This is a genomic window from Campylobacter sp. CFSAN122748, from assembly GCF_045277125.1.
GTDB lineage: Bacteria > Campylobacterota > Campylobacteria > Campylobacterales > Campylobacteraceae > Campylobacter_D > Campylobacter_D jejuni.
On the sequence record NZ_CP116953.1, the window covers coordinates 1,395,841 to 1,422,205 of the forward strand.

Consider the following 26,365-nt stretch of genomic DNA (forward strand, 5'->3'; position numbering starts at 1 on the left):
TCAACCTTTCGGAATATCCAAATAAGCACGTAACTCAACTATTTTTTCATCATGCCATTCTATAATATCCACACCTTCAAGTCTGATATCATCAAGTATTAAAATAAATTCTATAAAAGTTGTATTTTATCTTGAAAAATATTTTTAGCACTAAAGCTTAGTTTATTACAATTTTTAAAAATATTTTCAATAGCTTTTAAGCATTCTTCTTTGCCTTCTATTCTTTTTACAACTGGATCTTCTAAAACAAAATTCTCATTTAACAAATTTGTTACTTCATTGATATCTTTTTTATTAAAAGCACTGATATATTTTTCAGTTAATTTTTTAAGCATTTTTAATCCTTTCATATTCATTAATTTTCGCATGAGAATAAAAAGTAAAATAACGATTTTTATCAATTGAAATATTTATAATTTTCTTATCTTGTAAAATTAATTCATTTAATGTTGAAGCAATAAAATATTTTCCTTCGAATTAACATCTTTTTTAATCATATCAAAAGCTGATTTTACAAAAAAATCAGCTTTATTAAAATAATAAAATCCCGCTATTGCATTTTTACTTACAGGTTTTTTTCAAAAGCTTCTAAAACAAAATGATTTTCATCGCATTTTACATAAGCCCATCTTGGATGAACACTCTCAAAACTCAAAACACCCGCATCATTTAAAGATAATTCTGAAATAACTTCATTTAAATCATACTCAAAAATTTGATCCATATTAACAATAAGCAAAGAATCATTTAAATTAATCTCATCAATAGCCATCAAAACAGAACAAACCATACCTTGTGTTTCATTTTTAAGAATGATAATTTTGCTTTGATTATTAGTTAAAACATTAATTGCATCATCTAAATGATAACGCTTTACATCTTCTTCTTTAAGTATAAAAATAAAACGTTTATTCTTGACATTTTCATAATTTTTAACAAAATGTTCTAACATAGTTTTTCCACAAATTTCGATAAATGGCTTTGGAAAACCGTCTTTTTCATTATCAAAAAAATAACTTTTACCCGCAATAGGAGCCACTATATTTAACATTTCAATTCCTCTTCAAATTTACAAATATGATTTTTAATATTTTCATAATTTGCTTCACTAACTTCATCTACAATCATCACATTAGCCCCACTTGCCCTAGCTGCTTTTATACCATTTTCATTATCTTCTACTATCATGCATTCTTTAGGATTTAGCTTTAATTTTTCTATAGCTTTGATATACATTTCAGGGTCAGGTTTTCCTTTTTTTACATCTTCATTGGAAATATAAAAATCTAAATAATTTTCAAGAGCTGATTTTTTCATCATTACTTTAATGCTATTGCGTATAGAATTAGAACAAACTGCCATTTTATAACCTTCAAATTTTAGCTTTGATAAAGCATATTCATGATGGAACCTAGGTTTGCATAAACTATAAACTATTTCCATGGTGTATTGCTGTTTTAATTCATTTATAAAAGAATGTAGCGATTTAGGCAACCCTCTTTCCAATGAAAGCATTTTTAATTTATCCTTAGTTGGCAAGCCATCAAAAGTTGTTAAGTGCTCATATCTAGTAATTTCCATGCCAAAAAGTTTTAAAGCTCTATTTAAAGCTTCATAATGCCAATCTTTAGCCTCAATTAAACCCCATCCATATCAAAAATAATAGCTTTTATCTTAGTCATTAAAGAATCTCCTTGCCTCATCAGGATAATCGGTGCAAATCATTAATTGTTCTTGTATTTGCAAATCTTTTTCTATTTGCTTATATTCTTTCCATTCTTTTTTAAATTCTCTTTTATGAAGCTCTGGAGAAACTATACAAATTAATTTACCATTATTAATGTGTTTTTTTATAATATTTTTATCTATCCAATGTGAATAAAATTCATCCATCCAAACACCACAAGCCTTATCATAAAAACTAGGCTCTTTTTCATATTCACTTTGTCTAGTAAAGACATTAAAATTTAAATCAATATAAAGCAAAGCATCAGGAACTGACATATCAAATATAAAATAATTTGTAATTTCATATTTTTCAATAAGTTTCTTAAGTAGATTTTGAAGACCATCAGCCTTTATATTTAAGGCTAAAGGTAAATTTGTATTATACTTTTTATAAAGCTTAAAAAAATCTTCTAATTTTAAACAATTTTCACTTGCCATATCATGTGATACGACTATGCCCCCCCCCCACATCTCTTAAATCTGTTTCAAGACCGTATAAATTAAGAAAACTTCGATCAAAAGCAGCAATAGAATTTTTTTCCTGCTTGTTTTTCCAATAACCACGATGTGAAAGTATTTTCATTAGCTTAATCTCACTTTAAAAATAAATTTTCCAAAACAATATATTAACATAATTTAGTATAATAAAATATTTAAAAAATTTATTAAGAAAGGAAAATTATGCATTGTCCATTATGTCAAAGTGAAAATAACCAAAAAGAACTTTTTAAAACCGTAAATGCTTTTACTTCTTCAGGAAAACTTGATAAAAACCCAACTCAAATAAAAACAACTATAACAACTAATGATGGCGGGGGGGGGGTATTGTAAAGGAAACAATACTATAACTTTTACACAGTGCCAAGATTGTGGATATATCTATAACTCGACATTTGATTTAAATAAAATCTCTAAAGAATACCAAAGTGAAGGCTATTTTTCCCGCAAAATAGTCTCAAAAGCCATGAGCAATAATGTAAAAACAATTAAAGATAAATGTCTAAAATATATCAACAAAAATAGTACTTGCTTAGAAGTTGCTCCAGGAAGTGGAGATATGGTAAATGCTCTTATACGTAATGTAAAATTTATGTATACCGTTGATCCATCTTTAGTTTCTTTAGAAATGGAAAATATAAATAATCTTAAACATATACACGGATTTTTTAATTTTAATATTTTAAAAGATAGGCTAGAACATAAAATTGATTTCATTATATTTAGACATCTACTAGAACATATTAATACACCTCTAGACTTTTTAAAAGATGTAGCTAAACTACTTGAAAACAATGGTATTGTATATATAGAAGTTCCGAATATTGAAGAATTTATTGAATATAGAAGATTTTATGAAATTTTTAATGATCACTGCGGATATTATCAAAAAAATGTTTTAATTAACACTTTGCAATCTTTAGGTTGTGAATTTATAGATGAAATTTTTCTTTATAGAGAACAACATATGGGATTATTTTTTAGAAAAAATACAAATATATGCGACATAAATAAGTTGAATTTTAAACTTTTTGATAAAAACATTTATACCTTATTTCAAGAAAATATAAGAAAATTAAATAATCTTTTGCATGATTATAAAAATATCGCAATTTATGGATCTGGAGCCCATGGAAATACTATTATAACTTTTATTGATAACCCAGAAAAAATCAAAAAATGCTTCGATCTTGACGTAAGAAAACAAGGAATGTATTTACAAAATTCTTCAATTATCATTCAAGAACCAAATATAAAAAATTTTAAAGACCTTGAAGCTATTATCATAGCAGCGCCTTTATATGAAAAAGAAATTATAAGTTCTTTAAGAGAAAAAGGATATAAAGAGGATATTATCACTACAGAAAAAGAGTTAAAAAAATAATGTAGAATCATATCTGAGAATTATAAAAAAACCTATAATCCTCAGGCACGCCTATATCTATAAAATAATCATCAAAAATATGAGCTTTAGCTTTTAGTTTTTCATAATTTTCTTGCAAAAATTCTTCAAAAGAAAATTTTTCCTGCAAAGCAAAATCTTTAAAAATATCTTTATCTAAAAGATAAATTCCACCATTGATTAAACCCTGATTTTTAAATATTTTTTCCTCAAAAGAAATCACAAAACCTTGCTCATTAACATTTACTGTGCCATATCTATCAAAATCATTCATTTGTTTTAAAGCAAGGCAAATTTTACTTCTATTTAGCTTTAATTTACTTAAATCTATGTCAAAAAAAGTATCGCCATTTAAAACATAAGCCTCGTTTTTTATAAATTTCAAAGCCTCTTTTATAGCTCCACCCGTTCCTAGAGGCTCTTTTTCTATACTGTATTTTATTTTTATGCCTAAAAACTCATCTTTAAAATATTCTTGCATCACTTCATATTTGTATGATACTGCTAAGATAACTTCTTTTATGCCTTGCTTTTTAAGATATTCAAAAATAAATTCTAAAAAAGGCTTATCATTTATCGGTGCCATAGGTTTTGGAATGTCTTTTATAATACTTTTAAGTCTTGTTCCTAAGCCGCCACAAAGTATTATTGCTTGCAAGAAAAACCTTTACCGAAAAGCTCTTCTTCGACAATAGCACAAATAATATGTCCTATTAAAATATGCGCTTCTTGAATTCTTGGCGTGCAAGTTGAAGGCACTTTTATACAATAATCACAAAGTTCATTCATAGCCCCGCCACTAGCTCCACTTAAGCCTATACTTGTGATTCCTTTTTGCCTGCAAAGATCTAGAGCTTTTAAGATATTTTTACTATTTCCACTTGTTGAAATGCCTATAAAAACATCTCCCTTAACACCTTGAGCTTGCACTTGTCTAGCAAACAAATTTTCATAACCATAGTCATTACCAATAGCTGTTAATATGCTAGTATCTGTAGTAAGTGCAATACTTGCGATACCGGGTCTATCAAAATAAAACCTACTTACAAATTCCCCTGCAATATGCTGTGCATCAGCTGCACTACCACCGTTTCCTGCTAGTAAGGTTTTATTGCCATTTCGATAAGCTTTTATGACTTCTAATGAAGCATTTTTAATAAGAGTTATTAAATTCTCATCTTTTAAAATTTGCTCTTTTACCAAAATCGATTCTTGAAAATGTTCTTTTATATAAGAATTTAAATTCTCCATGATTTAACTCCCTCTTTTGTAAATGAAAAATCTTGTACATAACCTTGTTCTTTGTTTAAAGCTTTGATTAAATTATATTTTTTAGTAGGATCTACGAAGAAAAACATAAATCCACCTGCTCCTGCTCCACTGGTTTTGCCACTATAGGCTCCGTTATCTATAGCAAGTTTATAAATTCTTTCAAGCTCATCATTACTAACGATTTCTGAGATGATTTTTTTTGACTGCCAAGACTTACCTAAAATTTGCGCCAAAGTATCAAAATCCGCCTTAAATAAAGCTTCTTTCATCTTTATAGCATCTTGCTTTATAGCATGCATTGCCTCTAAAGACTTTTCATCTCCAAGCTTTCCTTTTTTATGTTCTTCTATATCTTTTGCTTCTCTTGTGATATTTGTAAAATAAAGCACAGTTCTAGCTTCAAGCTCACTAGCTATCCAGTTTTTAATACGCAAAGGATTAACAATGACTCTTTTATTCTCATAAAATTCCATAAAATTAAAGCCACCAAAAGTTGCGGCGTATTGATCTTGTGCTCCACCTACTATGCCTAAATCTTCTCTTTCTATCTCATAAGCAAGTTTAGCGATTTCATATTCCCCTAAAGGTAAATTAAGCCATTCTGAAAAAGCCTTTATAACCCCTACAACTAAGGTTGAGCTTCCACCTAGCCCACTACCACTTGGTACATCTGAGTATGTATGCAAAGAAAAACTCAAAGGTTTTTTTGTAAAATCTTTTACAATACGATTATAAATGCTCTTAAAAATATCTAATTTTCCATCATTTTCTAAATGCTCTTTACTTTCATACTCAGAGTAAGAATTTGTATCAGGAGAATCAAAGATGATTTTTCCATCTTCTCTTTCGATCAAAGTGCAATGTATATATAAAGATATAGTTGCATTTAAAACATAACCTGTATATTTATCACAATATAAATTTATATCAGTTCCACCGCCTGCTAGACCGAGACGAAGAGGAGTTTGTGTGCGTATAGTTTTCATTGAATTACTACTTATTTTGCTATAATTTATTATAAAAATTATAGCAAAATATACTTAACTTCTATATAATATTATTTAAACATTTGCAAAGCGATTAACTTTCATCATTTTAAACGCCCTTAAAAGTTCTTCAATACCATCTTCTAAAGTATTATCTGGTTTCCAACCTGTAGCCTCTAATTTAGCATTTGAAACCAAATAATCTCTTTTATCCGGATCTTCACCTATACTGGCTGAATGGATATAAAAATCAGGAATATACTTTTTAATCGTTTCAGCAAGCTGTCTTTTAGTCAAATTTGCAGAACTTAATCCCATGTTATAAGCCTGACCCTTCATCTTATCATAATTCTCAATTCCATGAATAAATCCTTTAACCACATCGCGAACATGAATATAATTGCGTCTAAAATGCTCTTCAAAAAGCACTATAAATTTATCTTTATATGCACGATAGGTAAAATCATTAACAAGTAAATCAAGTCTCATTCTAGGTGAAATTCCAAAAACAGTAGCCAAACGAAAAGTTACACAATTTCCTTTATCAAGCAAATATTGCTCCGCGTGCACTTTATCGATCCCATATTCTGAGATAGGACGCAAGGGAGATTCTTCAGTGCACATTGCATCTTTTTCTCCTATACCATAACCGCTATTTGTATTGGGATAAATAAATATTTGAGAAGGACTTGCAAAATCACTTATCATTTTTACAGCTTCATAATTGATCATTTTAGCTAATTTTGGATTTCTTTTACAAAGTGGAGCTCCAACCAAAGCAGCTAGGGGAATAATAATATCAGCTTTTGCTACCTCTTGCTTAATGAGATTTTCATCCATAGCGTCACCATTTATAAAAGTAAAATTTTTATTATGAGAACAAGATAAAAGAGAGATTTGATCAAACATCAAATTATCAATCACACAAACTTCATAACCTTTTTCAAGTAAAATCGGTGTTAAAACCGAACCTATATAACCTGCACCACCTGTAATTAAAACTTTTTTTGACATATTTTTCCTTTAAATCGATGGTTTTATCGATTTAAAGGAATTCTGCCTCTCTTAATTTCATTTCTCCAATGATTTAGCAAATCTTTAAGCATTTGTCTAACAGGAATTTCAGCTTTCCAATCGATAAAACTCTTTATTTTACTATTATCAAACATTTGATAGTCAGCATCAATAGGACGCATCCTATCTTCAACTTGTCTTACCTCAATACCCCCCCCCCCATATCACTAAAATTTAGCAATATATCTATAACTTCAGGAAGTTTAAAAGCCTCTTCTCCTGCTATATTAAAAGCTTCTCCGCAAGGAATATTACCCTTTTGACTCTCAAGAGAAAGTAGATAATAAGCCCTTATAGCATCACGACAATCTTGAAAGGTTCTTACACTCGAAAGATTTCCAACCTTGATAACAGGCTCTTGATAACCCGCTTCAATTAAAGCAATTTGTTTTGCAACTGTGCTTTCAAAAAACACATCGCTTCTTCTTGGGCCACTATGCGTTCCCATTCTTGTAACAAAAGTGCGAATGTTATAAGCTTCGCCATAAAATCTTCCCAAATAATCAGTGCCAATTTTGCTTATGCTATAAGGACTTGCACCGTGAAAAGCTGTTTCTTCATTAAGTTTAATCCCTACTTTTGCTTTACCATAAACTTCACTTGAAGAGCAGATATGCACTACAGGGTCATATCCATCTTTTGCCTTTAAAATTCTAATGTTTTCCAAAATATTTGCTGTGCCTATGATATTTGTTTGTAATGTTTCTATAGGTATGTCAAAAGAAGTTTTTGGGTAAGACTGTGCGGCCAAATGAAAGATCACATCCGGTCTTTGACTCTCAAAAAGTTTTTGAAGACTAGAGTAATCATTTAAATCTGCATAAAAAATACTGATTCTATCTTTTTTATTGATCCTATCACTTAAATGATAGATATTGTCCATAGGTTCTTGCCAACGCATCATACCTATAACATCATAATCCGTATTTTCTAGCAAAAAATCTGCCATTTGTGAGCCAACTTGCCCTGTAAATCCTGTAATTAACGCTGTTTTTTTCATGATTTTTCCCATTGTCTTATATTTTGCTCTTTTAAATACCATTCATACATCATCTTAATGCCGTCTTCAAGCTTGATTTTTGCCTTCCAGCCTAAATTTTGCAATCTTGAACTATCTAATATTCTATCCATTGTAGAATCTGGCTTTGAATCGTTAAACACAATTCCACCCTTAAATCCAACAATATTTTTAATCAAACAAGCAAGTTCTTTTATGCTTAAAAATTCCCCACTTCCTACATTAAGATGCGGTTCATTAGATGAAACAATATCTTTAAAATCTATATTTTTCATCACATAAATAGAAGCATCGGCTAAATCTTTTGCATGAATAAATTCCCTAATTACACTACCGCCACCCCAAATTTCTACGCTATCTTTACTTACACCAAATTTTTGTAAATATTCCATTGCTTGCTCTAAGGAATTCATTTGCAAATCCTTTAAAACCTCATCAATTTTATTTTCATCTAAAAGTTTTGCTAAATGAAATTTGCGAAGCAAAGCTGGTAAAACTTTTGCTTTTTGCAAATCAAACTCGGTTGTCTCTCCATACAAATTTGCAAGATACAAAGTGATAAAATTTGTTCTATATTGCAAATTATAACTTTCACACATTTTTGTTCCTATAATTTTTGGTAAACCATATGCAACGGCTTTTAAATCTAGCTTTCCATCTAATAAATTCTCTTCTTTAATGGGATTTATAGCTTTTTGAGGGTAAGCCCAAGCAGAGCCATAAAAAATAAGCTTTTTGACATCATTCTGGTAAGATGAATGAATAATATTTGCTTGAAGTACGCTATTTTCATAGATTACATCAGCTGGAGTAAAAAGCCCTAAAGTATCAAGCTTGGCAGCACATAAAAAAACATATTCTGGTTTTTCTTTTGCAAAAAAATCAGCCACAGCTTTTTGATCTACTAAATCTAATTCTTTTCTTGTTTTTACGATAATATTATTAAAACCCCCATCTATGAGTGTATTATAAAGAGTTTTTCCTAAAGTGCCACCATGCCCTGTTATATAAATTTTAGAATCTTTTTGCATCATTTATCCCTACTCATTGCTAAAATATCACGCTCTGAAAGGATAGGAGAATTTGTTGGCCAATCTATGCCTATTCTTTCATCATTCCATGCATAAGTAAATTGATCAGGAGCATCCATATACTCTCCTAAATAAGCACATTTATAATAATAAACTGCAGTTTCACTACTAACATAATGAGCATTTCCAAAACCCGCTGGAACTAAGATAATTTTTTGATTATCTTGATTTATGATGAATCTTTCATGCTTTAAATAAGTTGGGGAATCTTTTCTGCAATCAACCACAACTTGATGCACTTCTCCATAGACACAAGTGGCTAACTTATAAGTTTTTACATCACCATGGATACCGCGGATAACATTATGTTTAGAATGTATGAATTTATCGTGTATAAATTTTAATCCATTTGGCAAGAGTTTATCTACAGCCTCGCTTGTAAAAGCTGTCCAAATTTCACCTCTTAAATCTCTAAATTTGTTAGGAGTTATGATATATACTCCTTTTAAAATTTTTGATTCTTGTATATCAAATTCTATTGCCATTATTTTCCTTTTTTGTATTTAAAATTCTTATAAAGCATGTATATTTTATAAGGCAAAATAAAATAAGCTCCTTTATATCTGTTTTGATGAGCTTTAAGTATCAAATCTCCTAATTGATAAGAAAGATGTTTTTTACATTCTAGAGATTCATAATAATCTGAGCAAGATTTTAAGTCTAAATTTCCAATAGGATGTTCTCTAAGAAGTTTATTTTGTTTTTTTTCTCTATATAAAATCTGAAATGTTTTTATAATTTCCATTTTAATCAAAGCATTCCCTAATTGATATCTGATATCTGATTTAACATAGCCTACAGCACTAAAACAATCATTAGTTAAATATCTCAATAATAAGTCTTTTTCAGTATTGTTTTTATTTTTTAACAAGATCAATTTTAAATATTGAGCCCTTTTGAGGTCGCCTAAAAAACTAGAAATTTTAAATCCTACGATAAAAATATATGGATATTTTTCATCATTGAAATTAATATAATCTTGATAACAGTCATTAAAAGCTCCTAAAGAATGTGATAATAAGGTTTGAAAAAAAGACTCATAACGGTTTTCCAAAATTATTTTAATATTTTCATTAATCTGATTATAATCTTGTTGCATAAATAAACATTGCATTTTATAAATTCTATATCCATCATTATCATTGTCTAATTTTAAAGCCTCATCAAGATATTTAATTTGATTTTCTAATGGCAAATTTAATTCTCTTGAAAGTTGAAATAATCGAAATGAAGACATAGCTTTTTGCAAAAAATGTAAAGACAATTTATTCATATTTTGAATTATCAATTTCAATTGCTCATCTTTTGAAAAAATATCATGAAAAGATACTAACTTATTGCTTCCAGAAATCATCATTGCTAATTTTGAGAAAACTGATTCTTTGGCTGAATAAATTTTTTCGGCTTTGGACATAAAATTAATTTCAAAAAAGGCTCTTTGCATTTCAGTATAATTAGGATCTATAAATGAACTGATATCAAGAATTTTTAAATGATTATATTGTTTAAAAGACTTTAGATAATCAACCAATTCTTTATTAGCATTTAAATCTTGCCCAAAGACTACAATATTATTATTTTTATCCAATTCTTTTATAGCAATCTCTAAAGCAATCTCATAAGGAAAAAGCCTTTCTATAACAGGAGTAAAACTAGGAGCTTTTCTTATATTTGAAAAAATAATATCCCCGCCTCTAATATGCAAAGCAATAAATTTAGCTTGTAATTTTGCAATATCATCTTGAACCTTAATTAAAATATCTTGATATTGTTTTGAAAAATTAATTGTAGTATAAATCTGTTGTATTTCATGTAAGCACTCGCTCTCTTCACAATCTTCGATCCATAAGTTTGGCAAAATATCTGTAGAATACCACCCCCATTCCTTTTCAAAATTTTCTTGATCTACCAGATATTCAAAAGTTCTTCTATCTTTTCTTATAGCATTACCATGGCTATATTCTAATCCTTCTGATGGTAAAAAATATTGCTCAATAAAACTTTCACCAAATACAATATCAACCTCATCCATACAATTGCCTAAGTAATTCAATTTTTCATCTTTGCAAGATTGTGTAATCCCCATGAAAGCCAAATCTATAGAGTTATGCCACAAAAATCCGAATTCGAAATTCATTTTTTTAGCTAAATACATACCTACTAAAATGCTAGCTATTCTCATACCTAATCCATCTGGTTTAGAAGATATAATATAACCCTTTTTTCTTTTTTTAAATACTTCAACTTTACTCAAACTAAGAACCTTTCTTTCTAAAAGTATTTTTATATATCTTGCTTCAACTCTATTAGATATAACAACATCGCATTCAAAATTATTATATTTCCATATATAAAAATTTTGAGGAATAAGTGTCCATTGTGTATTATCGATTGAAACATAAATTTTGATATCACGCATACTAGATCTTAAAAAAGTATTCTTAACATTTAAAATTCTAATTTTCTCCAAAAAATAAGTATCAAGTAAATCAACCATCCACCAAGACCATCGATCTTTAGAAGTGCAAAAAGCATAATCACAAATTATATCAGTGTTTATAGCTCTAGAAGCATCATTAAATTTGGAATAAATACTTAAAGAACTTTGCATAGCTTTTTTATATTTAGAAATATTGAGCAAAGTATGATCAGGAAGGATAAAATAAGGTTTATGAGCAACTTGTTTTTTATAGTCGGACTTCTTTATTTTCTTTTTTTTATATATCGCATACCAAGCAAAAGGTAAAATCAAAGGTTTGCCTAAATACCATTGTTTTATAGACTTAATTAAAGCTTCACCAATAAGATAAGAAAGATGATTTTTAACCCGATTTACATCATTAAAATCAGGATATTCATCTAATTTAGGTAGCTTTTTTTTATTTTTTTCCATTTTAAATTTAATAAATTCTAAAATCAATCTAAAAGGAATTAAATAAAAATTATAAATTTTAGCACGAGTAAGAACATAACCTATTCTATAAGAAAGTTGTTTTTGGATTCTATATCTTACTAAACCATATTTACAAAAAAAGTCAAATTCGGGATAGCGTTTATGATTGCATTCGTAAATGGGCTTATGCTCTCTAAAAAGCTCTTTGATTCTTCTAGGATCATGTTTTAACTCCACAAAATCAAAATACCAAAAATATAAAAACATGAAAAAAGCTTCTTCTAGTAATTTCCCTTTTTCTTTATCATACTCCTTGGCAATAAATTCTCTAATATGCCAAGCATTTAAAAAAATACTGCTTTTTGCATGATATTCTTTAGCTGCTTTAACATCACCATCAAAAACATCACACAAATGTTCAATATAGGGGGTAATATTAGCCTTAGTAGTTATTTTATCATAAGAAGCAGTAGAAGCTGAACGTATACGATAATAATATAAAACTTTTGGAAATACATATATATGCTTAGCTTGAGCAAAAAGCAACATCCCAAAATGTACATCCTCATGAATTAAGCCATCTAAAAATTTTAATTTTATTTTCTGCAAATAAGCAAAAGAATATATACCCCCCCACACACACCAAAAAGGAAGGTCGGCTTGAATTTTTAAACATCTCTCAAGCCATTGCATGGATGTAATTTTCTCTGGTTTATAGTACTCATAAATTTGCATTTGAGATTTTGTTAAATTTGTTTTATGTTTATAATGTTTTTCTTCAATATTATCATAAAACATCTGATAATCAAACCAAACTATATCCACATTATCTGATCTTTTAACACATTCTTCAATGCAATCTAATGTCCAATAATCATCAGGATCTAAAAATACAATAAAATCAATGTTTGGATTTTTAAAATTGATTGCTTCTTTCTTATTTGCAAAATAATTAGAACTTTTGTAAATTTTGCGAATAGCACGAGAATTATTATTTTTTATAGAAAATTCTACCAACTGATGTTTGTCAACTTGCAGTTCTTCGTTAATGATATTAAAACAAAAATCACCAGAAAAATATTCTACACCTACATTTCTTGCGGTACTTTGTCCTCCATTCTCCTTATCAAAAAGTATAAATCTTTCATCTTTTAAGGTATATTCTTTTGCAATATTGAGTGAATTTTCATCTGTGCTACCATCATTTACAAGTACAACTTGTAAATTTTTATAAGTTTGATTGACAACACTATCTAAACATTCTCTTAAATATTTTTCTACATTATAGATTGGGATAACTACACCTACGGTTTTCAAAAAACATCCTTTTTATCTATATTTATCTACATTTAATCTTGATTTCAAAACCCATCTTTATCATTTTTTAACCAATAATTATATATAATTATTCCTTGTTTTTTAATTAATTTATTTTAAAGGAAAAACCCATGCTTAACCCAAATTCAGCCATAGAAAGAGTAAAAAATCATCTTGCTTACAAACTAGGTCAAACTGTGATTGATTTTACAAACAGTAGTAGCGGGGGGGGGGTATATAGCATTATTTAAAAAACTTTATAAAATTAAAAAACAACACAAAAAACAACAAAAAATTTATCAACAAACCATACAAGTTTTTCCTCAACTCAAATATCCAAGTTTAGAAGCATGTAGTGATTATGAGCAAGCTTTAAGATATAAATTTCATTTGTCTTATATGCTAGGTGAAGTTTTAATCAAAGCTTATCAAACTTGGTATACAGGAGGTGGATTTAAATTAAAAAATAATATTAAAAAAGCAAATAAAGAATTTCAAATTTTTAGAGAAATTTTTAAAGAATTTGATCAGATTAACTCTAGTATCCTTGAAGGTTTGATAGATAATAAACAATTATTTTTAAAAGAATTTTCAAGAATAAAAAATATATTAAAAATTCATCAAGATTATAAAGCAATATTAGATAATATCTTTCACAATTTTAATTATTTTATACAAAATTTCGATCTTATAGAAGAATGGTTATTATCAGATGATTTCAAAGAAAGATACAAAAAAGAAAACCATCCTTATCCTTCATTACTTGATCCTAAGAAATTAAATGATAAGAATGAAAAAATCAATTATCATAATATACCAGCTGAACTTGCTTGGGAGATGAATTTGCCTTTACCAGATAACTATGAGTTTGTGTGGCTTGGTGGACATGCCATGGGATGCGCCGCACTAAATTTATTTTTTCAAAGATGTAACGTAAATGTCAAATGGTGCGGATATTTAAATGGTTTTGATAGGTTTGTTTTTAATTATCATCTGCTAGTTTCAAATTCGAGCTCTTATAACGCTTTACAAATTTTTGAATATAGAACATTTACAAATAAATTTGAGGAAGAGAAATTTTTTTCTAGCTTCTCAAGTAAAAAGAAAATTTTAATAAGCTATAAAGATCCTTTTACTATGATTAAAACAATCTTAAATGCTAATATCGTAAAATCTGAATATTATATACAGGATAAAAAATTAAATGCTTCCAATATAACTAAAAATACAATAGATATTCTTCAAAGATATAAAAGAAAATATAATAAATATAATATCAAAGATTTTGATCCGTATTTACTTCAACATCAAATACTAATACAAGAATTTCTCTTAAAATACTTTAAAAATTCAAAAAAATACTTTTTAGATATGAATGACATCCAGCCAGAAAATGCTTTCATAACATTAGAAAAACTTGCTACATATTTTAATTTTACCAAACCATCAATTCTTGATAAACAATTTTATCAAGAAAAAAAATCACTAGCAACTACATTTTTGCTTCATTACTTTCCTTTGATTCTTGATTTTGATGAGTTTGAGATAGAAATTAATGCTAAGGAATTAAATTATAGTAAAAAAGACGACATAAGTGATTTATTTTTTAAGAAAAAAATATATATTGATAACCATCAAATTCATTTTTACATCAATAAAAATTTAGATTTCGACAAAAAACTTTATATAAAGATAAAAAAGATAATCTTACAATTAATTTATATAATTAAAAAATATATAAATCTCAATCAACCATTGTGTGAAAAAGATATTTTACATTATTTAAGCTTAGATAAAAAATATAGAGATATTTATTTAAAAATTATTAATTATAATTTAACAACATTAAAACAACATCGTCCGGATATAGTAGCTTCTTGGAAATACTATCAAGAATTTGAAAAAATGTGTAAGGAGTTAGATGAATAAAATTGCTTGTGTAACTTTTTCTAAAGAATTTGCCTTAGGGGTTAAAAAATTATTTTTAAAACTATGGTTTTGTAGCTTCATTTTTAATTCATATAAGAGATTATCTATATCTAAAACTACAATTCCAAATCCATCTTTGTTATAGTCAAAATAACCTTGAGTATAAGTATGTTTTGCAAATAACTCATCTTTATCAAATTGATAATAAATCACGGGCTTTTTTAAAACAGCCATCTCAAAAGCCACACTTGAATAATCCGTTATCATTAAAGATGATTCACAAAAAAGCTTTTGCATACTCATTTCAACAGAAGGTATTATAATATAATTTGGTAAATTAAAACCTTCCAAATAAGGTCTAATTTGTGGATGAGGACTAAAAACTATTTTATAATCATATTTTTCATGTAATTCTTGTAATTTTTTACTATGTAAAAAAGAATCCCATCTATAAAAATACTCACTTTCATAAAATTTTGGATTAAATCTTCTTTTCATTAATTTTTTACTATAAGAACCTACTATATATTCTCTCCAAGTAGGCATAATAATAATTTGTTTAGTGTTTATTTGATTATTTTTAAGCAAAGCATCCCATCTAGGAAATCCCGTTAATTTTACCTCTTTAGGAGTAAATTTATAACGATTAAAATCTCCTGCTATAGAATCATATTCATCTTGCATTCCAGTAATAAATAAATCAATTTTTCTTTGATTCAACCAAGAAGATAAATCATTCTGAGTAATTCCATGTTGCAAAAATACAAAATCTTTAGTTTTTAAAGTATTTTCCCCCAAGGCTTCAAAAAAATACCTCTCAATATGCGATGAAATGAGTTTATCAGCCTTAAAAACCAAATATTTAAATTTAAAACTTTTTGGATCAACCAGTTTAAAACCTTCTTTTTTTAGTCTTTTATAATCATGAGAATTTTTTCTAAGGACAAAGGCGATATTTTTCTCAGGATAATTTTTCATAACATAGCGATATAAATGTTCAGCATTATCATCGGCTCTAAAAGGCATATCAGCAAAAAGCCATAATGATTTATTCTTAGCCCTTCTTTTTTTTAATTTTTTAATCTCATAAGAAATATTATAAGAAGTACATCTTTTTTCTTGATAGATTATATCAACCTTTTTATCGTTAATAAAACAAATCATATTTTTAGCATCTATAAAAAATTTAAGCCAAATTCTTCTTTCATAGATAAAAACTCGGTTTAAAAAATCATACTGTCTGATTTTTGAACAAATGATTTTGGCTAATCTATCGTCAAAAAGCATTTTAATTTCATCGTTAACATCTGCCGTATAAAATTTAATTAAAATTTCATCATTTTTATCATCTATTTGCTCGATAAAAACTTTGTCTATAAGCACTTTTTCTTTTTTAAAACAATGCAAAAATCCCATTTTGTGTAAAAACAAAAAAGAATTAAAATTAAATTTTATTATATTTTCACTATCAATAAAATAACAAATTTGATCGAGTAAATCAAGATATTTATGAATTTTAGCTTGATCTATAAAAGACAATTTTTCAGGATGATTAACCAGTTCTTGCACCTGCCAAAATAGTTCATATAAAATAACATTTTGTATGAAAATAGGAATTTTATCTTGCTTTGCTACAAAATTTAAAAGCTCTAAATATCCTTTTTCTAAAATTTCCAAATAGTAAAATTTATTTTTATTTTTTTTATCTAAAGTGGAACTTTTATCAAATCTTTTTCTATAAAAATATCTTGCATTTTTTAAAAATATAGATTTTAGATTTAAATTTTTAAATAAATAAATATTAATAAATTTTCCATCTTCAAAATTTAAAGTCAAATTTTCATCAAAAAAAGTATCTTTAAGATAATCACATTTTAGAAAACATGATGCAACCGAAAGTTGAATATTTTCATTTAATTTTATATTATCATAAACACTTTTGTGTTTTTTGAATTTAAAATTTAAAGCATGAGTATCTTTATATAAAATCTTTCTTTTTTCCCTATAAAAAATAATATTTGTAGCCACCATAGCTATATTATTTTGATTTTTTAAAAAACTATCTACCTCATAAAAATAATCCCTATCTAAAAAATCATCAGGATCAGTAAAGGTTACCCAAGGAATATTTAAATCATTTTCCTTTAAATATTTTAAACCCAAATTCCTCGCACTTGCTTGACCACCATTTTCTTTGTATAGATAGATAATATTTTTTGGGTATTTTTTTTGATATTTTTTAATGATATTAGCTGAATTATCAGTAGAACCATCATCAACGCAAATTAGATGAATATTATTTTTAAAATCCAATCTTTGATTAATTATAGATTTAAAAAAATCATCTAAATATTTTTCCACATTATAAACCGCTGAAACTATGACATATTTATTATAGGCTTTGTATTTTTTAGGTTTAAATTGTTTTAAAAAATTTTGTAGGGAAATTAACAAACTTTTAAAGAAGAAAGATATATTTTTTTTATACTTTGCTTTTAACAACATATCAATTTCTAGCCTTTTTAATTCTTAAATCCTCAAAAAATCCCTTAGGATTAAAAAACAATTTTCTTGCCAAGCGATAAAATTTAGTATGTGAAATCATAGCACCAAGATACTCTAAACCTAAAATTTTCATCAAAAATGAAAAAGGCCTTATGCTCTTAAGCTCATGTAAATAAGGTTTATAAACAAAAGATCTTAAAGGATAAAAGCTTTTATCATGTTTTTGTGCCATCAGTATTTTTTCTTTATCAATGATGATTTGATAAAAAATTCCCTCATGCTCAAAACTATAAAGCTCGTTAATCAAATAATAAAGCATTTCATACAAATCACACTTATCATCATTATTTTGGCCTAAAAGATCCAAAATGACTTTTTTTTCATCCTCTTTTAAAGTTAAAAAATATTTTTTAACTTGATAAAGTTTTTGCTCACTTAAATTCAAATCTTGTTTATAATCTAAATCTAAATTTTTTGTAAAAAACCAAGAATGAGGTAAAATGCCTTTTTGAAAATAAAAAATATCACAATAATCTATATCATCAAATTGTAGTTTTATACTTGCATCTAAAAATATTTTAGTGATTTTTTCTTGTTGTAAAAAATTCAACAAAAGTTCATATTTTAACTCTTTATCTATGAAAAAATCACTTATATTTTTATAAATGATTTCTCCCACATAAACACTAATATCCTTAAAATCATAATTTTGATCTTTAAAAAGCATTAAAACTTTTTCACCTTTGGCTTTAAAAACTTGCAAAGGTTTTAAATCGTGTTTTTTGATGTTTTTTAAATGTTTATAAAAAAGCCGATGATTCTTATCTTTATTTTGCATATAAGCATTTTGATTGGGTTCTATATGATAAAAATGATACATATAAATTCCATAAAAACAAGCCTCATAACCAAGTAATGAAAACCAAGATCTAAAACCTTTAAAGTTAAAAAAATTCCAATTTCTAGCATCATAACTTAAATTAGTAGGCATTTTTTCAAAACTCACACAAGCTTTTAAAATTCTAGCAAAAAGATCAAAATCTTCATAACCATGTCCAATAAAATTTTCATCATTTCCGCCTAATCTTAAAAACTGATGTTTATTTATCACAATACTTGAAGTAGAACTTGGGGCAAAAAATTTTACCCAAGTATTTCTTGCTGTAAATAAATCCTCTTGTATCAAAATATCCCAAAATTTATCATTGTATTGTTTTAATTTTTCATTAGCTTCTTTATTAAGATACACTACAGGTAAAACTATCAAAGCATTGATATTTTGAGAAATATTTTTAATTTGAATTAGTTTTAAAATTTTTCCAAAATTATCCAAGGAAATATAACAATCCACATCCAAAAACAAAAGAACATTTGAATGCGCACAACTTGCTCCTAAATTTCTGCATTTTCCTTGAGAAAAAGCTTTTTGCTCCATATCTTTAAGATAAATATGATGGTTTGCTTGGATAAAATTTTTAAGCTCGTGATTTTTAGATGAATATCCTTCAACAAAAATAAATTCTATATTCTCATCACTTTTAAAATATTTTGCTTTCTCAATAACCCTTTCTTCTATATAAGGACGCTCCTTACTTAAGCCAAAAGGAATAATAACAGATAAAAGAGCCATTAAACATTTCCTATAGCATAAAGCTGGATAATCCCTATAACCCTTTCTTCTTTCCCTACTATAATTTCTTTGATTTTATGTTTTAGCATGATCTCCTCTGCTTCACTTGCCATAGCATCAGCATCGACTACTTTAGGATTTGTACTCATGATTTCTTTAGCTCTAAAATCAAATCTTGGTTTATCGCTTGTCTTTAAAGCACGACGCAAATCCCCATCGGTGATGATACCCACTAATTTTTCATTCTCAAGTACCACACAAAGCCCTAGCTTTCCACTAGTCATCACATCAACAAGATCGTTAAATTCAGTATCAGGATGCACTATAGGAAGGTTACTTGAAACCATAAGATCTTTTACCTTGGTTAAAAGCTTACGCCCCAAACTCCCCCCTGGATGAAAAAGGGCAAAATCATCAGGCTTGAAATTTCTTACCTTCATCAAAGCAGCAGCTAAAGCATCCCCCATAACCAAAGTTGCGGTTGTCGAAGACATAGGAGCAAGCTGCAAAGGACAAGCTTCCTTTTCCACAGCTATATTTAAAAATATATCGCTTTGCTTTACAAGGGTGGAATTTTTTTTACCGCACATTACTATAAGTGGAATTTTACGCTTTTTTATAGCTGGAATGATTTTTAAAATTTCTTCAGTTTCTCCTGAATTTGAAATAGCAATTAAAACATCTTCAGGAGTTAGCATTCCAAGATCTCCATGCAAAGCCTCTCCTGGATGGATGAAAAAGCTTGGCGTTCCTGTACTTGCTAAAGTAGCTGCTATCTTAGCACCTATATGACCTGATTTACCCATTCCACTGACTATGCAACGCCCTTTGGTATTTAGCATCAAATTCACAGCTTGATTAAAATTTTCATCTAAATTTTTAGCCAAATCCAAAATAGCTTGTGCTTCTTTTTCAAAGACTTCTTTGGCTATTTCAAGAGTATTCATTTTTAAACCTTAAAGATTAAGCACAACATTGGTTGCAATAGCAATTTGATAAAGAATTTGAGTTAACATTGAAAAAATTTGCAAATTCTCACTATCTACTTTTGGCAATACCAACACAGAATCGTCTGGTTTCATATCTATACCACTATGATATTTTTCAGCTTTTCCATTGCTTCGTATCACCAAAACTTTTGAAGTATCCGCTCTTTCTCCATAACCTCCTGCAAGATTGATATAATATCTTAAATCTTTGCCCTTATCATACACAAAAGCTCCAGGTAAAGAAACCTCACCTTGAACTATGATGAGATTATTCTTACTTGGTACATTAATAGTATCACCATCTTCTAAAATAACCGAATTATAGGACTTTGGATTATCAATGACAATTTGACCCTTAGGCTCTACTTGCTTAGCTCTTTGGATAAATTCTAAAATCGTTTTTGCTTGTTGAGCTCTTATAGCTGCACCTTGAGCTGTAACAGAACCACTAGTTAAAGCTAGAGTTTCAAGCTCTTTAAGCTGAGCATTGATAAGTTCTTTTTGAGTTCTAGCTACACTTTTTCTAAACACTTGTAAAGCTTGCATGTTTGATTGTGGATTAGCTTTAATTAATTTAGAAATATCTTCTAAAGTCGTTCCTTTACCCACAACTAAAGTTTTTAAACCATTATGCTCGCCATTTACACTTATAGTTATATTTTCAGAAACATACTCAGGGTGAAATTCTACCTCATCTCCCGTTCTAAGTAAAACTTTTGAAAATTGCATTTTATTATAAGCACTGACATCAAGTTTATGATCTTCACCATAACTTTTTACGATAGCATTAGTCACGATAGGTTTAGCACCTGATACTCTAGCTAAGTCAGCTAAAGTTTTAATATCATTTGAAAGTTCAAAACGAAAAGGTCTTTGCACATCACCGTTAACAAAAGCGTAATTTTGAACATTTCCTACTAAAATAACATCTCCACTTCTAAAAGGAAAAAGATCCATTTGCCCCTTTAGTAAAAAATCATATAAATCAATATTTTTTATCACGCTGTTATTACGCAAAATTTGAATATCTCTAAAACTTCCATATTCTAAATTTATACCCCCTGCTTTATCAAGATACTGGACCACTGAATCCGAACTAAGTCCTTGATAAAGTCCTGGAGCATTAACGCTTCCTGTTACAAAAACACTGACATTTTGATAAGCATTCATATCTGCATAAACAAAAACATTGCTTTTATAGATTTTATTAACACGTGCTTTTATAACACTTACAAGGGCGCTATTTTTCACACCTAGTAAATTTACAGCTCCTACTTTAGGGATAAAAATATTTCCTTGAGAATCCACCACTAAAACTTGCGAAAACTCAACAGCTCCCCAAATTTTAAGACTGATTTGATCACCAACTGCGATCTTATAATCTGGGTTATAAACTCTTTGATTGTAATTTTTAAAATTTCCATTAAAAAGATGAGCGCCAAATACTAAAATTTGATGAATTTTTGTAAGATTATTTTCTTTATTTGCTATATCATAATTTGAGCTTAAATTTTGATCTATGCTAGTTGTAGTAGAACCTTGATCCTCTGCTGAAATGATTTGTGAAACATCCACAGCTCCAAAACATAAAATACAACTAAAAAGTAAAATTAATATTTTTTTCATTTTAATACTTATGCTCCTCTATTATCATTTTAATAAATTTAACAATCCCAAAAATCAAAGATAATACAATAAATGCTGTTAAAATATCATAAATTCTTTCAGGATATTTTGCGCTTTCTGGAATATCTGGACTTTGAATGATGACAAGTTGTTTTATTTTTCTTAATGCTTCTATTCTAGCACTTTCATAAGCTTTTAAAGCTGCTTCATAAGCTTTTTGCGCAAAAGTAGCTTCTATAGTTAGATCTTGAAATTTAGCAGCCAAATCATTAAGCTTTTGAGAAGAATTGTTAGCTGAAATTTTAGATTTTTCCCTTAAAAGCTGTTTTTTAATCGCTTCAATTTCTGCTTTAAGTGCTACTACTTCAGGTGCTGCATCATTCATATAGCTTTGTAAAGTTAAAAGTTTAGCTTCTTTTTGAGCTAAATTAGTCTCAATTTGCGCAACCAAACTTGCTTTAGCTTCAGCTTGTTTCAAGGGATCAAAAACCCCATATTTATTTTGAAAAGCAATCAAATCATTTTGTGCTTTTTGATATCGTTCTTTGTATTTTTGTACTTCATTTTCAGCAAAAGCCATTTGTTCTCTAGCTGCTTTATGAGAGATTTCGTTGATAAACTTTTCGCTTTCTTGCATAATAGTTTGAGCAATCAAATGAGCTGATTTAGGTGTAAAACCTTCTACTTCTACCTGCAAAAGCTTAGTAGTTTCATCCGTATGCACCTTAACTCTTGCTTGGTAATATTTGAGATAAGATTCTATCGAACTTGAATCCCAAATTTTAAAAGGCAAATCTATATGTTGTTCTTGATAAAGACTTTTAAGTTTAATTTTCCCATCTAAAATTTTTAACATATCACTTGATTCTATATAACCTTTTAGATAATTTAAATCTTCGCTTGCTGTAGAAGTACTACCAAGCAAAGACAAAATTCCACTTGTTTGAGCACTTTCTCCACTTGTTGATCTAACATCTAAAATCATCGTGCTTACATATCTTGGCGCTGCAATCAATGTATAATAAATCACAACAAAAATCATTATAAACCAAATAATTTTAAAAGAATCAAATATACTTAAATCTTTGATTTTTTCTAATAAAGTTTTATTTTCTTCCATTAAGCTTTTCCTTGATATACAGCTATTCCTTCATCTACATCATCATAAACCGTAATTTGTCCATTTTTCATATAAATTATTTTATCACACCATTCTTTAATTTCAGCTACATTATGAGATACCATAATCACCTTTGATTTGCTTAATCTTTCTCTATATAATTTCACGCTTTTTTCCCTAAAAGCAGGATCTCCAACAGCTCCAGCCTCATCGATCAAATAATAATCAAAATCAAAAGCCATACTAAGTCCAAAAGCTATCCTAGCACTCATTCCTGAAGAATAAGTCTTCATAGGCTCATCAAAAAATTTTCCTATTTCAGCAAAATCTTCCACAAATTTTACTTTTTCTTGAAGTTCTTGTCCTTTATAACCATATACTCTAGCTACAAATTTAGCATTATCTCTAGCAGTTAAAGAACCTTGAAAAGCTCCATTTAAACCCAAAGGCCAAGATAATTTTTTATTAGTAATTATCTTGCCACTATCAGGAAGCTCTGCTCCGCTTAAAAGTCTCATGAGAGTGGACTTGCCTGCGCCATTATATCCCATTAAACCTATACTACAATTTTCAGGAAATTCAAAAGTAAAATTTTTAAAAACATAATGCCTTCCACCACTAAATAAAGGATAAGATTTAGTTAGATTAATTAGCTTTATCATTCTTTTTTTGCCGCCGTTAGAGCTTGTCTATTATAGTAGTAAATAAAAAGCCCTATAAATAAAACAAGTAAAATCCAAAATATAGCATAAAAATAACTATATTCATCTTGCAAAGGATAATTTTCAAAAAAATTAAATCTTAAAAGCTCCATTATGTGAAGCAAAGGATTATAATAAAATATATCAAGTAAAGGACGAGGAGTTAACCAGGTGGGAAATATAATCCCAGAACTCCAATAAAACACTATGCTAAAATAAGCTAATAAAGTTCTTAAAGGTTCTACAAAGTGCCAAACAATAGCGAAACAAATCCCTAAAGCAAAAGCTGAGCATATGAGTAAAAAAATACAAAATAAAACTCCAAGTAAATGAACAGGAAATACATCGAGTCTAAAGAACCACCCTGCAAAAAAAAGCACAGTGATAAAAATCACAAAATAAATACAAAACTCGAGTAAAGTTCTAGCAATAAATACATGTATAGGTTTTACAGGTTTATAGGCAAACAAAGATAAATTTGCCCCTATTCCATTCATAAGCTGAGTTACTATACTTCTAAACATAAAAAAAGGCATAATGCCTGAAATCAAAAACATAAAAATAGAAATTCCTTCAGGCATAACTTGATGATGATATTCCCTAATAACAGTTCCTATAATAGTCACCAAAAGTACAACACTCATAGGCTCTCCAACTACCCATATATATCCAAGATACCTATTTTTTCCAAATCTAGTTTTTAACTCTCTAAAAAATAAAGCGTGAATTACATTTAACATTTATTTTCTATACCTAACAATTTACATAAACCATAATCATAACTCATTTTTTTAAACAAAATCATAAAAATTTATTTTTTACAAAACTCAAGCTTTTTACTAAGTCCTAAAGCATTGTTAGTAAATTTAAGCCAAAAAAGCTCTAAAGCATAAATTTTTGCACTTTTATCAAGTATAGCAAAGGGAAATTTAGAAAAATAAATTTTCTTTTGCTCCTTACTTGCCATTTTAAACTCGGCCTTAGCTTGCACACCTTTTAAAAAGGCTATTTTACTTTCTTTGACTATATTAAGTGCTATACTTGAATTTTCACTGGCCAATCTTATATGCTTAGTATCTTCATGAGAAGCGATAATAAAAGCTAAATTCTTCTCATCAAAAACATAAAAAGCACTAGCTGTATAAACACCTTTTTCATCAATCATAGCCCAAGATAAAAGCTGCTCATTTTTTATAAATTCTAAAATTCTTTCATCCATATTGTAAAAATTATACTAAAATATTTTTAAAAATAACCGATTATAATTTTATAAACTATAAATATAAGGGGAAGAAATGCAAATTGATGCTAGCAAAAACCAAAGTTTTTCGATGGATTATACAACAAAAAGTGGCAAACATTTAGCCTTATCTATGTATGACAATCAAAGCGTAAGTTATGCAAATAATGAAGAAGGTAAAACTCTTAATCTTAAACGTCAGTATGGCTTTAGCTTTACTTTTGAAGGCTCTAAGCTCACACAAAATGATCTTGATGAGATTAAAAATGCTATGAAAGAAGTTGAACCTATGATCAAAGACTTTTTAGCAAATTCTAAAGTCGGAGAGTTAAAGCCAAAAGAAATTATAGAATCAGCTATGCAAATGGCAAATGTTCTACCAACACCAAATGATGAAAACCATCAAAATGCTATTATGAATAATTTTACAAATAAACTCAGTGATTTACTAAAACAAAATCAAACAAATGATAAAGATATCAATACTTCTATGCTTGAAGATAGCAAAAAACTTCTTGATGAAGTTTTAGAACAAATGAAAAAACAACTTGAAAAACAGCAAGAAAAAGCCAAGGAAAATCAAGATAAGACAGATGATAGTTTAAATCTTTACGCTTAAATCATATAATATTAAAAATTATCAAGGAGTTTTTAAATGACAAATATCGAAATTTTAGAAAATATGCTCAAACTCCAACAAAAACTCAACGATGAAACAAACGGCTTAAATTGGGAAAATGGCTACACCAAAGAAGGAAAACTGATCAGTTGGAGACGCTGTATTTATATGGAATGTGCAGAACTTATAGACTCTTTTACATGGAAACATTGGAAAAATATTTCAAGTCCAACAAATTGGGAAAATGTGCGTATAGAGATTGTCGATATTTGGCATTTTATTTTAAGTCTTTTACTTGAAGAGTATCGCGATAAAAACAATAAAGATTTCAAAGCTATAGCCACAGAAGTTAATGCTGTAAGCGTGTTTCAAGATTTTTGCAAAGAAGAAGAATACCCTAATGAGGGTGATATTTATGGCATTTTAAATGATATAGAGCTTATTATCCATAAATGCAGTGGTTTTGGATTTAATCTTGGAGAATTGCTTTCAACCTATTTTACCCTAGCTATTAAATGTGGGCTAAATCTTGAAATTCTTTATAAGACCTACATAGGTAAAAATGTTTTAAATATTTTTAGACAAAACAATGGTTACAAAGATGGTAACTATAAAAAAACTTGGAATGGCAAAGAAGACAATGAAGTTTTAGCTCAAATTTTAGAACAAAATCTTGATTTTGATACTATTTATAAAAAACTAGAAGAATACTACAAAAAGGCATAAT

21 protein-coding genes and 5 pseudogenes are annotated in these 26,365 nt (G+C 28.1%); 5 read left to right on the forward strand and 21 right to left on the reverse strand.

The features are described from left to right. The 5 genes and pseudogenes from OT390_RS07240 to OT390_RS07260 all read right to left on the reverse strand — a co-directional run bounded on the left by OT390_RS07240 (position 1) and on the right by OT390_RS07260 (position 2,311). Positions 1-335: pseudogene (locus tag OT390_RS07240) on the reverse strand (nuclear transport factor 2 family protein). Then, positions 328-1,051: pseudogene (locus OT390_RS07245) on the reverse strand (glycosyltransferase family 2 protein). Before OT390_RS07245 ends, OT390_RS07240 begins: the two co-directional pseudogenes overlap by 8 nt. Beyond that, positions 1,045-1,682, reverse strand: a pseudogene (locus OT390_RS07250) (HAD family hydrolase). Before OT390_RS07250 ends, OT390_RS07245 begins: the two co-directional pseudogenes overlap by 7 nt. After that, on the reverse strand, positions 1,675-2,199 hold the full coding sequence (locus OT390_RS07255) for a hypothetical protein (protein ID WP_224380435.1): 525 nt from the start codon (positions 2,197-2,199) through the stop codon (positions 1,675-1,677). Before OT390_RS07255 ends, OT390_RS07250 begins: the two are co-directional and overlap by 8 nt. Next, positions 2,168-2,311, reverse strand: a complete 144-nt coding sequence (locus tag OT390_RS07260) for a hypothetical protein (RefSeq protein ID WP_224380445.1) — start codon at positions 2,309-2,311, stop codon at positions 2,168-2,170. Before OT390_RS07260 ends, OT390_RS07255 begins: the two co-directional genes overlap by 32 nt. A 98-nt stretch (positions 2,312-2,409) precedes the next feature. Between OT390_RS07260 and OT390_RS07265 the strand changes: the two genes are divergently transcribed. Further along, a complete protein-coding gene (locus tag OT390_RS07265; protein ID WP_074470984.1) occupies positions 2,410-2,559 on the forward strand; it encodes a sugar transferase in 150 nt (49 codons plus the stop codon). Then, on the forward strand, positions 2,537-3,610 hold the full coding sequence (locus tag OT390_RS07270; protein ID WP_406611471.1) for a class I SAM-dependent methyltransferase: 1,074 nt from the start codon (positions 2,537-2,539) through the stop codon (positions 3,608-3,610). Before OT390_RS07265 ends, OT390_RS07270 begins: the two co-directional genes overlap by 23 nt. A 7-nt stretch (positions 3,611-3,617) precedes the next feature. Here OT390_RS07270 and OT390_RS07275 read toward each other — a convergent pair whose 3' ends face one another. The 8 genes and pseudogenes from OT390_RS07275 to OT390_RS07310 all read right to left on the reverse strand — a co-directional run bounded on the left by OT390_RS07275 (position 3,618) and on the right by OT390_RS07310 (position 13,279). Continuing rightward, the gene (locus OT390_RS07275) at positions 3,618-4,286 is read right to left on the reverse strand and encodes a nucleotidyltransferase family protein (RefSeq protein ID WP_002895301.1); all 669 of its coding nucleotides are present in this window, start codon (positions 4,284-4,286) and stop codon (positions 3,618-3,620) included. Continuing rightward, entirely contained in the window at positions 4,274-4,879 is a 606-nt protein-coding gene (gene gmhA2 / locus OT390_RS07280) for a D-sedoheptulose 7-phosphate isomerase (protein WP_002895299.1), read from the reverse strand. The genes OT390_RS07275 and gmhA2 overlap by 13 nt, the downstream gene beginning before the upstream one ends. Continuing rightward, positions 4,867-5,886 carry a D-glycero-D-manno-heptose 7-phosphate kinase gene (hddA, locus tag OT390_RS07285; protein ID WP_002895298.1) on the reverse strand — a complete coding sequence of 340 codons (1,020 nt, stop codon included), beginning with the start codon at positions 5,884-5,886 and terminating at the stop codon, positions 4,867-4,869. The genes gmhA2 and hddA overlap by 13 nt, the downstream gene beginning before the upstream one ends. A gap of 75 nt (positions 5,887-5,961) precedes the next feature. Then, entirely contained in the window at positions 5,962-6,900 is a 939-nt protein-coding gene (locus OT390_RS07290) for an NAD-dependent epimerase/dehydratase (RefSeq protein WP_002858841.1), read from the reverse strand. Between the two features lie 23 nt (positions 6,901-6,923). Further along, positions 6,924-7,960 (reverse strand): annotated as a pseudogene (locus tag OT390_RS07295) (GDP-mannose 4,6-dehydratase). Beyond that, positions 7,957-9,009: an NAD-dependent epimerase/dehydratase family protein gene (locus OT390_RS07300; RefSeq protein WP_394535999.1), complete on the reverse strand. Its 1,053-nt coding sequence runs from the start codon at positions 9,007-9,009 to the stop codon at positions 7,957-7,959. The pseudogene OT390_RS07295 and the gene OT390_RS07300 overlap by 4 nt, the downstream one beginning before the upstream one ends. Further along, positions 9,009-9,554: a dTDP-4-dehydrorhamnose 3,5-epimerase family protein gene (locus OT390_RS07305; protein WP_002895072.1), complete on the reverse strand. Its 546-nt coding sequence runs from the start codon at positions 9,552-9,554 to the stop codon at positions 9,009-9,011. Before OT390_RS07305 ends, OT390_RS07300 begins: the two co-directional genes overlap by 1 nt. Further along, complete coding sequence (locus tag OT390_RS07310; protein ID WP_020836896.1) at positions 9,554-13,279, reverse strand: glycosyltransferase; 3,726 nt, start codon at positions 13,277-13,279, stop codon at positions 9,554-9,556. Before OT390_RS07310 ends, OT390_RS07305 begins: the two co-directional genes overlap by 1 nt. 131 nt (positions 13,280-13,410) lie before the next feature. Here OT390_RS07310 and OT390_RS07315 point away from each other — a divergent pair. Further along, positions 13,411-15,208, forward strand: a pseudogene (locus tag OT390_RS07315) (DUF2972 domain-containing protein). Here OT390_RS07315 and OT390_RS07320 read toward each other — a convergent pair. The 8 genes from OT390_RS07320 to OT390_RS07355 all read right to left on the reverse strand — a co-directional run bounded on the left by OT390_RS07320 (position 15,197) and on the right by OT390_RS07355 (position 24,998). After that, the gene (locus OT390_RS07320) at positions 15,197-17,713 is read right to left on the reverse strand and encodes a CDP-glycerol glycerophosphotransferase family protein (RefSeq protein WP_032586951.1); all 2,517 of its coding nucleotides are present in this window, start codon (positions 17,711-17,713) and stop codon (positions 15,197-15,199) included. The pseudogene OT390_RS07315 and the gene OT390_RS07320 sit on opposite strands and share 12 nt — an antisense overlap. A 1-nt stretch (position 17,714) precedes the next feature. Further along, positions 17,715-19,343, reverse strand: coding sequence for a galactosyltransferase-related protein (locus OT390_RS07325; protein ID WP_002923694.1), 1,629 nt, complete (start codon positions 19,341-19,343; stop codon positions 17,715-17,717). After that, positions 19,343-20,290, reverse strand: a complete 948-nt coding sequence (locus OT390_RS07330) for an SIS domain-containing protein (RefSeq protein ID WP_002876060.1) — start codon at positions 20,288-20,290, stop codon at positions 19,343-19,345. Before OT390_RS07330 ends, OT390_RS07325 begins: the two co-directional genes overlap by 1 nt. 9 nt (positions 20,291-20,299) lie before the next feature. Further along, entirely contained in the window at positions 20,300-21,958 is a 1,659-nt protein-coding gene (locus OT390_RS07335; RefSeq protein ID WP_002894124.1) for a polysaccharide biosynthesis/export family protein, read from the reverse strand. A gap of 1 nt (position 21,959) precedes the next feature. Continuing rightward, positions 21,960-23,078, reverse strand: a complete 1,119-nt coding sequence (locus OT390_RS07340) for a capsule polysaccharide transporter (RefSeq protein WP_002918996.1) — start codon at positions 23,076-23,078, stop codon at positions 21,960-21,962. After that, entirely contained in the window at positions 23,078-23,740 is a 663-nt protein-coding gene (locus OT390_RS07345) for an ABC transporter ATP-binding protein (protein ID WP_002918995.1), read from the reverse strand. Before OT390_RS07345 ends, OT390_RS07340 begins: the two co-directional genes overlap by 1 nt. Continuing rightward, positions 23,737-24,519 (reverse strand): capsule polysaccharide transporter KpsM, encoded by a 783-nt coding sequence (gene kpsM / locus OT390_RS07350; RefSeq protein ID WP_002871866.1) that lies wholly within the window; start codon positions 24,517-24,519, stop codon positions 23,737-23,739. The genes OT390_RS07345 and kpsM overlap by 4 nt, the downstream gene beginning before the upstream one ends. Before the next feature lie 71 nt (positions 24,520-24,590). Further along, positions 24,591-24,998 (reverse strand): hypothetical protein, encoded by a 408-nt coding sequence (locus tag OT390_RS07355; protein WP_032586950.1) that lies wholly within the window; start codon positions 24,996-24,998, stop codon positions 24,591-24,593. Positions 24,999-25,074: 76 nt separating this feature from the next. On the opposite strand from OT390_RS07355, the gene ciaI reads away from it, so the two are divergent. Together ciaI and dut are read left to right on the forward strand one after the other, a co-directional pair. Beyond that, positions 25,075-25,638 carry an intracellular survival protein CiaI gene (gene ciaI / locus OT390_RS07360; RefSeq protein WP_002923685.1) on the forward strand — a complete coding sequence of 188 codons (564 nt, stop codon included), beginning with the start codon at positions 25,075-25,077 and terminating at the stop codon, positions 25,636-25,638. Positions 25,639-25,674: 36 nt separating this feature from the next. Next, positions 25,675-26,364, forward strand: coding sequence for a dUTPase (gene dut / locus OT390_RS07365; protein ID WP_394535997.1), 690 nt, complete (start codon positions 25,675-25,677; stop codon positions 26,362-26,364). Position 26,365: the final 1 nt, after the last annotated feature.